The sequence below is a fragment of the Arthrobacter sp. EM1 genome (genome assembly GCF_029964055.1).
In the GTDB taxonomy this organism is placed as follows: Bacteria; Actinomycetota; Actinomycetes; order Actinomycetales; family Micrococcaceae; genus Arthrobacter.
Map to the genome: position 1 here is coordinate 322,955 of NZ_CP124836.1, position 12,639 is coordinate 335,593.

A 12,639-nucleotide genomic window follows, 5' to 3' on the forward strand; every position below is an offset into this window, starting at 1 on the left:
CGGGTGCGGCAGTAACAGCAGAGGAAACAGCATGTGGGAAAGGACCCAATCATGAACAACAGGCTCGCGCGGCTCACGGTGCCAATCGGCATTGTCGGCATCGTGCTGTTGCTGGTGGTGCCCGTTCCGGCACCGCTGATGGACTTCCTTATCGTCACCAACATCCTGCTGGCGCTGCTGGTGCTGCTCACCAGCATGTTTGTGAAAAAGCCGCTTGATTTTTCCGTCTTTCCCTCGCTGCTGCTGGTCGCGACGCTGTTCCGGCTGGGGCTCAATGTCGCGTCGACCCGGCTGGTCCTCGGAGAGGCCTACGCCGGCCAGGTCATTGAGGCCTTCGGCAAAGTCACAGTGGGCGGCTCCATTGTCATCGGGGCCGTTGTCTTCCTGATCCTTGTTGTCATCCAGTTTGTTGTGGTCACCAAAGGCGCCGAGCGGGTGGCCGAAGTCGGTGCCCGGTTCACCCTCGATGCCATGCCCGGCAAGCAGATGGCGATCGACGCGGACCTCAACGCCGGCCTCATCACGGACACCCAGGCGCGTGAGCGCCGCGCCGAGGTATCCGCAGAGGCTGACTTCTACGGCGCCATGGATGGAGCCTCCAAGTTCGTCAAGGGTGATGCGATCGCTGGCATCATCATCATCGTCATCAACTTCGTCGGCGGCATCGCGATTGGCATGTTGCAGGACGGCCTCGGGATTGGTGAGGCCCTGAACACCTACGGTCTGCTGACCATGGGTGACGGGCTCGTCTCGCAGATTCCGGCCCTGCTGATGGCAGTGTCCACCGGCATGATCGTCACGCGCTCCAATGCCGAATCGGACATGGGACATACGGCGTCCACCCAGTTGCTGCAGTCGCCGAATGCGCTGATGATCGGCGGGCTGGCGGCTGTCGCCATGGCTCTGATCCCGGGGATGCCGCCGGTGCCGTTCCTGATCGTCGGGGCCGGCATGATCTTCGCGTCAAGGCGGGTAGCCGCGCGGCTAAAGGCCGAAGGGAAGGTCCAGGCGGACGAGGCGACGGCACTGAACTACCCCGAGATGGACCCAAACGAGAAACTGCTCGAGGACATGCGCATCCACCCGGTGGAGATCCTGCTCGCCCCCGACCTTGTGGACATGGTCTCCGGCGCCTCCGATGACCTGCTCGCGCGGGTCCGGTCGCTCCGGCACAAGATCGCCATGGAACTCGGACTTGTCATTCCGCCGGTGCGGACCAGGGACAGCGTGGACCTGCCGCCGGCCACCTACTCCATCCGGATCGCCGGGGTCGAAGCCGGCCGCGGCACCGCACCGAGCGGCCAGATGCTCGCCCTGGGTGACAACCTCGATTCGCTGCCCGGCCTGGCAATGATCGAGCCGGTCTTTGGGCTCGCCGGGAAGTGGATCCCCGCGGAGATGCGGCACAACGCGGAGATGGCCGGCGCCACGGTGATCGACCGCGTCTCGGTCCTGGTCACCCACCTGTCATCCATCGTCAGCGCGAACGCGGCCCGGCTGCTCTCCCGCGAGGACGTCCGTGTCCTGACTGAGGGTGTCCGCAAAATCAGCCCCGCCGCCGTCGACGAACTCACCCCCGCACTGCTCTCACTCGCGGAAGTCCAGCGTGTGCTGCAAGGCCTCCTCGACGAACAGGTACCCATCAATGACCTGGCCCGCATTTATGAGGCCCTCACCCTCCGGGCCAAGGTATCCACGGACCCTGAGTCGCTGGTCGAATCGGCCCGGCAGGCGCTGGGGCCGGCGCTGACGGCCAAGTTCATGGACGGCCCGGTGCTCAACGTCATTATGATCGACCCTATCCTGGAACAATCGATGCTGGAGGACATGCGCCCTGCCGAAGGCGGCAGCCAGATCGTAATGGGCCAGGACAGGCTCGACGCGGTGCTTCGCTCCGTGCGCTCGGCTGCAGATGCCGCCGTCGCCGCGAACCGGCAAGCCGTCCTGGTGTGCGCCCCGGCGCTCCGCCCCGCCATTCACCGCCTTGTTGGTGTGCAGCCGGGATCGTTGCCAGTCTTGTCCTACCGTGAGGTGACCAGCGCCAATGTCCAGATAGAAACCGTAGGAGTCGTTCGCCATGCCGAACCGCTATCGGCTTAAGGGAGCATCGCTGGACGAGATCCGGCTCAAAGCACAGCTGCAGCACGGTCCCAAGGCCCGCATTATCTCCGCGGACCGCGTCATCAGCCCGGGCATCGCCGGATTGTTTGCCGGCGACCACTACGAAGCAGTGATCGAGGTGCCCGCGGAATCCGAGGTCACCGGAACGAATGTCTTCACGGCCGAGCTTGTGCCGGACGCGATCCCGCCGGGACGGTCAGGCGGCAGGGGACCGCTCCGCGCTGTTTTTGGCGGGTCAACTGCCGCGCCGGCACCCGCCGCGCCAGCACCAACGCAGGCATCACCGGCGACACCCGCCGCGCCAGCACCAGCGCCGGTGCGGGCAGAAGGTCCCGAGGCCGGGTTTATGGACGTGCCCGCGGCCCGGTCCCATCAGTTTGAATCCACGGCGATAGCAGCACTGCTGGAAGAAGCCGATGCAGCGGAAATGACGCTTCATCGGCAGGGAACCCCCGGGGTATCCACCGAGTCGCCGGACTTTGCCGAAGTGCTTGCGCAGCTCGGCGCCGGGCTGCGCGTCCCGGACCGGCTGCCACCGCGCCAGGCACCGCCCGCAGTACCCGTAGTCCCGGCGCCCGGATCGGCTGCTGCGGACAACTTCGGCGCCGGTGTCACCGAGGACATCCTGGTGTTGCCCGGGACCGTTGCGCCTTCGCCGTCGCCAAGGTTTCACGGAGCCTACCGGGCTCCCGAACCGCTGTCCGGCATCGGGGACCTGGTGGTGCTTGTCGGCCTCGGCGAGGACGCCCTCGACACCGCGCTTGCCATGTCCACCGCAGCGGGCGGCGCCGATGTGCGCACCGGAGGGCAGCTGTCCGCATATGGCCACCTGCACGTGGACGGGCGCCAGAGCGCAACGGCAGCCCGCGCGCAGGCCGTGCTGATGGACCGGACTGTCCTCGTAGCATTCGGTGTGGGCCGTTCCGGCGATGCGGCGGCCCGGATCCACCCGATCGCTGCGCTCGCCGCCGACCAGGTCTGGGTCGTCGTTGATGCCGGGCGCAAGCCGGAAGACACCGAGCGCTGGGTCAACGTCCTCTCCGCCCAGCTGCACATCGACGCCGTCGCTGTCATCGGAGCAACCGAGACCGACACTCCGGAAACCGTTAATGCCCTCGAATTGCCCGTGGGCTGGATCGACGCACGGCAGGCCCGTGTTGCGCACCTCTGACACAGGCGGGCATCCCCGACTAGTCCTCCGCCACCCCCAACGAAGGGTAGATTGAGAGCATGCTGGTACTAACACGCAAGCCGGGCGAACAGATCATGATTGGCGACGGGATCGTCATCACGGTCTTGGAAGGGCGCGGTGATGGTGTCCGGATCGGGATTGACGCCCCGCGTGGAATTTCGATCCAGCGCAAAGAAGTCGTCGAGGCGATCGCCTTGGCCAACCTGGCCGCAGCCAATGCCGGGCCGGACGCTGAGGATGCCCTCCGCGGGTTGCTTCCGAAAGCCCGGCCGGCAATACCCGCAGGGGGCAGCGAGTAGTCACCGACGGTTCTGTGGCAGCAGGCATCAGCCGGGAACGTCACGGAGATAGTCGGAAAGGAATGGTTGCGCCGTCCCGTGCATCACAGCCAGGGCGCGCTCGATATTTCCCGACCGGGTCAGCTCGTCAAGCTCCCCGCTGCTATCAGGCCCGGCTCCGCCGGGTGCGGCGGTGCGGCGGAGTTCCGCAAGCAACTCCTGCCCGGTGCGCGTCTCGTCCTTCAGCAGCTGAAGCAGTTCGCGCAGGGCGGTCAAATGCCCGGCCAGGATTTCCGGCCACGGCCCCGGGGGCGCCGCAGCAATCAGCTCGCTCAGCAGCGCTTCAGCAGGCTGGCCCCAGTCCGCGGCGACAACAGCGGATTCAACACTTCGGGCCAAAGCTTCAAAACGCAAACGGTCCAGAGCGCTCTCCACGTCGGAGGCCGTAAACCTCAGCCACTCGATGTTGCCGGCCAGGACATGAAGCCGCTGCGTCTCAAGCCTGAACATCAGCAGTTCAAGCTGGCGGCGCTCCTGCCAGAGAGCTGCCGAAAGTTCGCCTGCACCCATGGGCTTCCTTCCCCTGCCGCCCCGACTGTGAAGCGTTACCGCAATTTCACCCAAGCATTGTCCTGAGATTACACGCGGAATCTGGAGGAGATGATAAGTTTCGTCTTGGGTGCTGCGCCCGGGCCGTGAATACCGACTTCCATGGGGGAGCGCGGGGCCCATTTTTTGGGTGCGGCTCTTGGTCTTTTAAGCCTTTTGTAACCCGTCTCATGGGGGGACACTCTATTGAATCGCGTGGAACGCAACGAGATGGTCACGCAGCATCTTCCGCTGGTGGGCTACCTCGTCTCTGACTTGTGCTCAAAGGCTTCACACCTCTCCCGTGATGACCTGGCGTCTGCTGGTGCTATTGCCCTCATCACTTCTGCTGACGCCTTCAACCCGGACCTCGGCGTGCCGTTCGGCGCGTTCGCGCGCCGGCGCATCCTCGGCGCATTTGCTGATGAGATGCGTGCAAGCGACTGGGCCACCCGCTCAGCACGCCGCCGGATGAAAGAAACCATGTCGGTCCAGGAGACCCTCGCCGCCGCCCTGGGCCGAAAGCCCAGCGTTGACGAGATCGCCGCGGCGCTGGGTGTCCAGCAGAGTGTTGTGGAGGCGGCGCTGTCCGATGCTTCCCGCACGCTGACGCCGCTGGACGAAGCCGTCGTTGACACGCTGGCTGCCGAAACCATGACCCCGGAGCACTCTGTACTCGCGGATGAGCGCCTCCAGTACCTCCGTGCAGCGGTCAAGTCCCTCCCCGAGCGGATGCGCTACGTGGTGGAAGAGATCTACTTCGGGGACCGGACGGTCAAGGAATTGGCCGCGGAACTGGGATCCACCCATGCTGCGGTCTCCCAGCAGCGCTCCGAGGCCATCCGGTTGATGCGGGACGGACTGACCGCCCACTACACGGACCATCCCGGAGAGGCTTTCGAGCCCCAGTCCAGGATCACGCCGCGGCGCCGTAACGACTACCTCTCCCAGCTTGCTGAAGCCACGGCGGGGGGCATCACCAGGACCCTGTATCCGACCGGGCCGGTGCTCAACCAAGCTGTCTAAGCCATCACGCAACCATGCACCCGAGTGCTAGTAAGCCAGCTTAGTAAGCTAAGGGAGAAATTTCGGCGGGACCGTGGCTCCCGGACTGCGCCCTGGGGTAGCGTCGGAAATATCGGACGCAACGGTACCGGACCTACCCAGGAGGACGTATGAAAGCTTCACCGACCCTCACCGCCAATCTTCAGGCAGTGCTCGTAGACCTGATTGAACTGCATGTCCAGGGCAAGCAAGCGCACTGGAATATCGTCGGGACAAACTTCCGGGATCTGCACCTGCAGCTGGACGAAATCATTGACGCGGCCCGAGAATTCGCTGATGATCTGGCAGAGCGTATGCGGGCCCTCCACGCGCTGCCGGATGGCCGGAGCTCCACGGTGTCAAAGTCCACGGCTCTCGCGGAATTCCCAACCGGACTGATCAACACCAAGGACGCCATTGAGCGGATCGTGGCGGCCCTGGAGGCTGCCGTGGGCACCATGCGCAAGGTCCACGACGAAGTCGATGAAGAAGACCCCACAACGGCGGACCTGCTGCACGCATTCATCGCCAAGCTTGAGCAGTACGCCTGGATGGTTAACGCGGAGACCATGCGGGCCAGCGCCAGCGTTACGACCCCGGAAGGCAAGTAGCGCTCCCGGCCCGGCTATTTCGCCTTTGGCACCTTGCGCAGGGCGACGGCGGCCAGCACAGCCGTGCCTGCCATCAGCACCATCGTGATGGCCGCAGTGACGTGGACGCCGGAATCGAACGCCGTCCGGGCGGCCGCTGTCACCGCTGCGCCCAAGGGTCCAGGCAGCGTGTTGGCTAGTTCTATGGCGCCAGCGAGTGTTTCGGCGGCCTGGGCCGTTGCGCCCGCCGGCGCCGTTTCGGCGACGCCGGCGGGAAGCCGGAGGTTGTGCTGGTAGGAGGCTGTCAGGATGGAGCCCAGCACGGCTGTTCCGAGCAAGGATCCGATCTCGTAGCCGGTCTCCGAGATCGCGGCGGCTGCGCCCGATTTCTCGGCCGGGACGGCGCCGAGGATCAGGTCGTTGGAGATGGTTTCCGCCGAGCCGACGCCCAGGCACAGGACCAGCAGCGCGGCCAGCAGCAGGGCCGGCCCGTTGTTGTGGTTGCCAAACGCGACCAGGCAATACCCCGCGGCGCTCAGGAGCAGCCCCCCGGCCACCACAAAACCGGGGCGCACCTTCCGCACGAGCGGGACCACCAGCAGGCCTGAGACAACCGTGGCGATAAGTGCCGGCACAAGCGCGACGCCGGATTCGGAGGGGGACTGGCCCTCGAGCAGCTGCAGATGCTGGGCCAGGAACAGGATGAAGCCGTTGAAGGAGAACAGCGCAAGCACATTCGCCGTAATCGCGGTGCTGAAGACGCTGTTGCTGAACAGGCTGATGTCCAGGAGGGGGGCATTTCCGCCGCCCTGCATCAGGGCACGCTGGCGTCGGACAAAGACGTAGCCCATCAGCAGGCCGCCGGCGGTGATGGCCAGCGGCGCGGGAGCGAGCCCGTGTGTGGCGATTTCCTTGATGCCGTAGACCACCGGAACCATCACCAGCAGGGACAGCAGTACGCTCGGCACGTCCACGCGGCCCGGATGCGGATCGCGGGATTCCGGAACGAGGAGCGGACCGAGCGCCAACAGGGGCAGGATGATCGGCACCGCGACCAGCAGGATGGCGCCCCACCAGAAGTTCTCAACGAGCCAGCCGCCGAAGATCGGGCCGAGCGCTGCGCCGCCGGAGAAACCCGCAGCCCAGATCGCCACCGCGAGCCGTCGACGGTTGGGCTGAGGGAAGATGTTGCGGATCAGCGAAAGGGTGGAGGGCATCAGCATGGCGCCGAAGAACCCGAGCCCCGCCCGGCCGGCGATGAGCCACTCGGCGCTTGGAGCAAAGGCGGTGACCGCGGAGACAGCCGCGAATCCGGTGCTGCCGATGAACAGCAGCCGACGGCGGCCGATTCTGTCGCCCAGGCTGCCCATTGCCACGAGCAGGCCGGCCAGCACCAAGGGGTAGGTGTCCACAATCCACAGCAGCTGGATCCCGGAGGCGTCGAGGCTCCGGGCGATCGACGGCAATGCGAAGGTCAAGGCCGTGTTGTCCACCGCCACCAGCAGCACCGGGAACATCAGCAGCGCCAGCGCCAGCCAGTCGCGCCAGGGCGCGCGCGGCGGCGCTATGGCTGCTGTATCGCCGGGCTGTGTGCCGAGCGCTTTGGTGCTGTTGTGGCTGACTGCTGTGTTGCTCATGGAGATAACTATACCGTCCAGACGGTATAGTTAAGAAATGTCAACCAGAACCCGGTCCGGGCACCGGGCAAGATAGGAATCATGGCCAGAAAACCAGTTGCCCGCGAAGCCGTCCTTGACGCCTTCGAAACCCTGCTTATCGAAGAAGGCGAGCGTGCCGCCACCCTGGACGCCGTGGCCAAACTCGCCGGCGTCTCCAAGGGTGGGCTGCTCTATCACTTCCCGACCAAGGAAGCGATGGTCTCGATGCTCCTGGAGCGTTTGGACGGCTTGCTGGCACAAGACCTTGGGGCGATGGCGGATGCGCCGGAGGGGGCCGCGGCCTACTTCATCAAGTCCTCCCTGTGGGCGGGCACCCCCCTGGACCGGGTCTTTGTGGCGGCGACCCGGCTGGCCGAAGTGGCGCACGAAGAGGCCCTCCAGCGATTTGCCGCCGCGCAGGCGGGTTGGCTGGAGTTGCTCGCGGGCGACGTCGGGCCGGCGATGGCCAAGGCGGTCCTCTATATGGGGGACGGCCTGTACTTCAATGCCATGCTTGCCCGTGGCCCCGGCGGTCCGATGCCGGAGGTCGCTGCGGATCTCGAGAGTCTTCTCGCCGCCGTCGACCGGCTTCGCGGCTGAGGCGGCTCCGCGCCGAAATCGCCGGAAGTGCACGAGGTCGCCGGAAGTTTGCGGCGATCTCGCAGCTGACCCGCGACTTCGTGCCGGCGGCGTCGGGAGTTTGCGGACCGGGGCCGGGCATAGGACAATGGAAGCTGTGACTGCGGTCACGAGAAATTGAATATGCCTTTGATCTGCGGCGGGAGAGTTCTGCAAGTAGGTACAAGCAGGCGCCGTAGGAGCAAACCCTCCCCAGGAATCTCTCAGGCCCATGTACCGCCGCGGCAAGGCAACTCTGGAAAGTAGCAGGCTGTCCTTTGACATGCTGTGCTCACCGACGGTGCAAGCGGAGACCTGCGAGAGCAGGGCTGCGCGGAAACTCTCAGGTCCAATACAGAGCGGGGAGGAACCCGAATCAATGCTGCGTACCCTGCGCCGCCTTAGTGATGGAGTTCCTTGTGACAGTATCCTCAGCCTCCACGTCCTTCGTTGACCGGCACATCGGCGCCCGCCGCCAGTCCGACGTCGATGCCATGTTGAAGGCTGTCGGCTACGACACCGTCGATGGGCTCGTCGACACGGCCGTGCCCAAAGGCATCCGCCAGGACTCGCCGTTGCAGCTCACCGGCGCCCTGAGCGAAGTAGAGGTCCTCGCCGAGCTGCGCAAGCTCGCGGCCAAGAACCAGACCGCCGTGCAGATGATCGGGCAGGGCTACTATGACACCGTCACCCCGCCGGTCATCCGCCGCAACATCCTTGAGGCCCCGGCCTGGTACACCGCCTACACCCCGTACCAGCCGGAAATCTCCCAGGGCCGGCTCGAGGCGCTGCTGAACTTCCAGACCATGGTCCAGGATCTTGTTGGCCTGCCGATTGCCAACGCCTCGCTGCTGGATGAAGCCACCGCCGTCGCCGAAGCCGTGCTGATGATGCGCAGGGCCAACAAGAACAAGTCCGCCCAAGGTGGCAAGACCGTGTTGGACGCCGATTGCCTCCCGCAGACCATAGCGATCGTCAGGGGCCGGGCCGAGGCCCTCGGCTTTGACGTCGAAGTTGCCGACCTGTCCACGGGCCTGCCCGAGGGTGTTATCAACGGCGTTGTCCTGCAGCAGCCCGGGGCCTCCGGCCGCGTCTTCGACCACACAGCCGTGATCGCCGAGGCCAAGGACCGCGGCGCCCTCGTGACCGTGGCCGCGGACCTGCTGTCCCTGACCCTGATCACCCCTCCGGGGGAGCAGGGCGCGGACATCGCCGTCGGATCCGCGCAGCGCTTCGGCGTCCCGCTGTTCTTTGGCGGACCGCACGCAGCGTACATGGCCGTTCAGAAGGGCCTGGAACGCTCCATGCCCGGCCGGCTCGTGGGTGTCTCCAAGGACAATGCCGGCGTCCCGGCCTATCGCCTGGCGCTGCAGACCCGCGAACAGCACATCCGCCGGGAGAAGGCCACCTCCAACATCTGCACGGCGCAAGCCCTGCTGGCGATCGTGTCCTCCTTCTACGCCGTCTACCACGGCCCGGACGGGCTGAAGGCGATCGCTGAGACCACGCACGGGCACGCCCGGACCATCGCGGCCTCGCTGCGGGCCGCAGGGCTGGACGTGCTGCACACCAGCTTCTTTGACACGGTCACCGTTTCCGTCCCGGGCAAGGCCGCCGAGATCATCGCCGCCGCGGACGCCAAGGGCATCAACCTGCGGCCCGTCGATGCGGACACCGTCGGGATCTCCGCCGATGAGGCCACGACGCCGGCCATCGTCGCCGACGTCGTCGCCGCCTTCGGGGCGTCGGTCGCGGAGGATGCGGCTTTCGGCGTGGACGCCGGCATGGAGCGCACCTCCGACTACCTCCAGCACCCGGTCTTTAACACCCACCGTTCCGAAACCCAGCTGCTGCGCTACATCCGCCGCCTCTCGGACCGCGACCTGGCGCTGGACCGCACCATGATCCCGCTGGGCTCCTGCACCATGAAGCTGAACGCCACGGCCGAGATGGAGGCCATCTCCTGGCCGGAGTTCGCCTCCATCCACCCCTTCGCCCCCGAATCCCAGACCGCCGGCTGGCGTGAACTGATCGAGGACCTCGAAGCCCAGCTGACCGAGATTACCGGCTACGACCAGGTCTCCATCCAGCCCAACGCCGGCTCCCAGGGCGAGCTCGCCGGCCTGCTCGCGATCCGCGGCTATCACCTCTCCCGCGGCGACGTGCAGCGCAACGTCTGCCTCATTCCGGCCTCCGCGCACGGCACCAACGCCGCCTCCGCCGTGCTGGCCGGCATGAAGGTCGTTGTTGTGGCCACCGCCTCCGACGGCACCATCGACCACGCCGACCTGCAGGCCAAGATCGAACTGCATCGGGATGCGCTCTCCGCGATCATGATCACCTACCCCTCCACCCACGGGGTGTTCGACGCCGACGTTCGGGAAGTCTGCGACGCCGTCCACGCCGCCGGCGGCCAGGTCTACATCGACGGTGCCAACCTCAATGCCCTCGTCGGGCTGGCTCAACCCGGCCAGTTCGGCGGCGACGTCTCGCACCTGAACCTGCACAAGACCTTCTGCATCCCGCACGGCGGCGGCGGACCCGGCGTGGGCCCGGTCGCTGCCAAGGCCCACCTGGCACCCTTTATGCCGGGCGATGCCAACAACGCCGTCTCGGCCAACAGCGCCGGCGGCACCCCGATCTCGGCGTCCCGCTACGGTTCGGCCGGAGTGCTGCCGATCTCCTGGGCCTACGTTAAGCTCATGGGCGGCCACGGCCTCACCGAAGCCACCAAGTCGGCCCTGCTCGCTGCCAATTACATTGCGGCCCGCCTCAATGACTACTTCCCGGTGCTCTACACCGGCGAAGGCGGACTCGTGGCCCACGAATGCATCCTGGACCTGCGTGAACTCACGGCAAAGACCGGCGTGACCGCCGAGGACGTCGCCAAGCGCCTCATCGACTACGGCTTCCACGCCCCGACGCTGGCGTTCCCTGTGGTCGGCACCCTGATGGTCGAACCCACCGAATCCGAGGACCTCGGCGAAATCGACCGTTTTATCGCGGCCATGATTTCCATCCGGGCCGAGATTGACCAGGTGGCGCACGGCGAGTTCACTGTTGAACACAGCCCGCTGCGTAACTCCCCGCACACCGCTGCCGCCGTTATCAGTACCGGCTGGGCCCGGGAGTACCCGCGCGAGCAGGCAGTATTCCCCGGCCGCACGCCCAAGCAGGACAAGTATTTCCCGCCGGTCGGCCGGATCGACGGCGCGGCAGGTGACCGGAACCTGATCTGTTCCTGCCCGCCGCTCGAATCCTTCGACGAAGACACAGCAGTCCACCCCGACGACGCCGCCGCCAACTCCGACTCTAAGAACTAGGGACAGCCAACGATGACTGAGAACTACACGGCACTGTACGAAGAGCACAAAAAGCTCGGCGCTTCCTTCACGGACTTCGGCGGCTGGCAGATGCCCCTCAAGTACAGCTCCGAACTCGCCGAGCATCACGCCGTCCGCACGTCTGCGGGCCTGTACGACCTCTCCCACATGGGCGAAGTCTGGGTCACCGGTCCGGACGCGGCCGCTTTCCTGGATTACGCACTGGTCGGCAAGATCTCCGCGATGGCGGTCGGCAAGGCAAAGTACTCGCTGATCTGCACCGAGGATGGCGGCATCATCGACGACCTCATCACTTATCGCCGTCCGGCCGCGGGTGCCGGCGCCGACAAGTTCCTTGTGGTCCCCAACGCCGGCAACGCGAAGGTCGTCGCCGCGGCCCTGGCCGAACGGGCGTCCGGCTTTGACGTCGTGGTGCGCGACGCCTCAGCGGAGACCGCTCTGATCGCGGTGCAGGGTCCGAAGGCGCAGGAGATCCTGCTGCGGCTGGTTCCGGCCGCTCAGCACGAACTGGTGACCGGCCTGAAGTACTACGCCGCCGTCGACGTTCCCGTGATGTTTGGCGGCGCCGGCGAGGAACTTCTGCTGGCCCGCACCGGCTACACCGGTGAGGACGGCTTCGAGATCTTCGTCGGGAACGGCGACGCGGCAGCCCTTTGGCAGGCGCTCGTCGCCATCGCCGAGGAGGGCGAACTGACGCCTGCCGGGCTTGCGTCCCGCGACTCGCTCCGGCTCGAGGCCGGGATGCCGCTTTACGGCAATGAGCTCTCCCTTGAGGGCGACCCGTTCGCCGCCGGGCTGGGCCCGGTTGTGGCGCTCTCCAAAGAAGGGGACTTCGTTGGCAAGGCGGCCCTGGCGGCAAAAAAGGAAGCCGGCGCAGGTGCCACAACGGGCCGCAGGCTGGTTGGGCTCAAGGGCCTCGGCCGCCGGGCCGGCCGCGGACACTACCCGGTCCTGAAGGACGGTGCCACGGTGGGCGTAGTCACCTCCGGCCAGCCCAGCCCCACCTTGGGCTACCCGGTTGCGATGGCCTACGTCGACGTCGAGTGCACCGACCCCGGCACGGCGCTGGACATCGACCTGCGCGGCAAAACCGAAGCTTTCGAAGTTGTGGCACTGCCTTTCTACAAGCGCCAAAAATAGTCCCGCCGGTTCCTGGCGGGAACCGGCTCCGGCAGGTACTTAACCGGGCAACAAATCGATTTAGCA

10 protein-coding genes and 1 riboswitch are annotated in these 12,639 nt (G+C 66.1%); of the genes, 8 read left to right on the forward strand and 2 right to left on the reverse strand.

Going from position 1 to position 12,639, the window contains the following annotated elements:
- Window positions 1-51 precede the first annotated feature (51 nt).
- The 3 genes from QI450_RS01540 to QI450_RS01550 are packed head-to-tail and all read left to right on the forward strand — an operon-like array spanning window position 52 to window position 3,612.
- On the forward strand, window positions 52-2,100 hold the full coding sequence (locus tag QI450_RS01540) for a flagellar biosynthesis protein FlhA (protein ID WP_226776354.1): 2,049 nt from the start codon (window positions 52-54) through the stop codon (window positions 2,098-2,100).
- A complete protein-coding gene (locus QI450_RS01545; RefSeq protein ID WP_282468082.1) occupies window positions 2,078-3,292 on the forward strand; it encodes a hypothetical protein in 1,215 nt (404 codons plus the stop codon). The genes QI450_RS01540 and QI450_RS01545 overlap by 23 nt, the downstream gene beginning before the upstream one ends.
- A 59-nt stretch (window positions 3,293-3,351) precedes the next feature.
- Window positions 3,352-3,612, forward strand: coding sequence for a carbon storage regulator (locus QI450_RS01550; protein ID WP_226776357.1), 261 nt, complete (start codon window positions 3,352-3,354; stop codon window positions 3,610-3,612).
- Between the two features lie 27 nt (window positions 3,613-3,639).
- On the opposite strand, the gene QI450_RS01555 is transcribed toward QI450_RS01550, so the two are convergent.
- On the reverse strand, window positions 3,640-4,161 hold the full coding sequence (locus QI450_RS01555) for a flagellar protein FlgN (protein ID WP_226776358.1): 522 nt from the start codon (window positions 4,159-4,161) through the stop codon (window positions 3,640-3,642).
- Window positions 4,162-4,386: 225 nt separating this feature from the next.
- Between QI450_RS01555 and QI450_RS01560 the strand changes: the two genes are divergently transcribed.
- Window positions 4,387-5,205, forward strand: coding sequence for a sigma-70 family RNA polymerase sigma factor (locus QI450_RS01560; RefSeq protein ID WP_226776359.1), 819 nt, complete (start codon window positions 4,387-4,389; stop codon window positions 5,203-5,205).
- Window positions 5,206-5,354: 149 nt separating this feature from the next.
- On the forward strand, window positions 5,355-5,834 hold the full coding sequence (locus QI450_RS01565) for a DNA starvation/stationary phase protection protein (RefSeq protein WP_226776360.1): 480 nt from the start codon (window positions 5,355-5,357) through the stop codon (window positions 5,832-5,834).
- Between the two features lie 14 nt (window positions 5,835-5,848).
- Here QI450_RS01565 and QI450_RS01570 read toward each other — a convergent pair whose 3' ends face one another.
- Window positions 5,849-7,450, reverse strand: a complete 1,602-nt coding sequence (locus QI450_RS01570; RefSeq protein WP_226776361.1) for an MFS transporter — start codon at window positions 7,448-7,450, stop codon at window positions 5,849-5,851.
- An 81-nt stretch (window positions 7,451-7,531) separates the two neighbouring features.
- On the opposite strand from QI450_RS01570, the gene QI450_RS01575 reads away from it, so the two are divergent.
- From QI450_RS01575 to gcvT, 3 genes are all read left to right on the forward strand, one after another.
- Window positions 7,532-8,071 carry a TetR/AcrR family transcriptional regulator gene (locus QI450_RS01575; RefSeq protein WP_226776362.1) on the forward strand — a complete coding sequence of 180 codons (540 nt, stop codon included), beginning with the start codon at window positions 7,532-7,534 and terminating at the stop codon, window positions 8,069-8,071.
- A gap of 169 nt (window positions 8,072-8,240) precedes the next feature.
- Window positions 8,241-8,339: riboswitch (glycine riboswitch) on the forward strand.
- Between the two features lie 169 nt (window positions 8,340-8,508).
- Window positions 8,509-11,412 (forward strand): aminomethyl-transferring glycine dehydrogenase, encoded by a 2,904-nt coding sequence (gcvP, locus tag QI450_RS01580; protein ID WP_226776363.1) that lies wholly within the window; start codon window positions 8,509-8,511, stop codon window positions 11,410-11,412.
- Between the two features lie 12 nt (window positions 11,413-11,424).
- Window positions 11,425-12,573 (forward strand): glycine cleavage system aminomethyltransferase GcvT, encoded by a 1,149-nt coding sequence (gene gcvT, locus QI450_RS01585; protein WP_226776364.1) that lies wholly within the window; start codon window positions 11,425-11,427, stop codon window positions 12,571-12,573.
- Window positions 12,574-12,639: the final 66 nt, after the last annotated feature.

Excerpts from the sequence above, each read along its gene's own strand:
- gcvT (WP_226776364.1), top strand. The coding sequence starts at position 11,425 with ATGACTGAGAACTACACGGCACTGTACGAAGAGCACAAAAAGCTCGGC.
- QI450_RS01540 (WP_226776354.1), top strand. The coding sequence starts at position 52 with ATGAACAACAGGCTCGCGCGGCTCACGGTGCCAATCGGCATTGTCGGC.
- QI450_RS01565 (WP_226776360.1), top strand. The coding sequence starts at position 5,355 with ATGAAAGCTTCACCGACCCTCACCGCCAATCTTCAGGCAGTGCTCGTA.
- QI450_RS01575 (WP_226776362.1), top strand. The coding sequence starts at position 7,532 with ATGGCCAGAAAACCAGTTGCCCGCGAAGCCGTCCTTGACGCCTTCGAA.
- QI450_RS01545 (WP_282468082.1), top strand. The coding sequence starts at position 2,078 with ATGCCGAACCGCTATCGGCTTAAGGGAGCATCGCTGGACGAGATCCGG.
- QI450_RS01570 (WP_226776361.1), bottom strand. The coding sequence starts at position 7,450 with ATGAGCAACACAGCAGTCAGCCACAACAGCACCAAAGCGCTCGGCACA.
- QI450_RS01550 (WP_226776357.1), top strand. The coding sequence starts at position 3,352 with ATGCTGGTACTAACACGCAAGCCGGGCGAACAGATCATGATTGGCGAC.
- QI450_RS01555 (WP_226776358.1), bottom strand. The coding sequence starts at position 4,161 with ATGGGTGCAGGCGAACTTTCGGCAGCTCTCTGGCAGGAGCGCCGCCAG.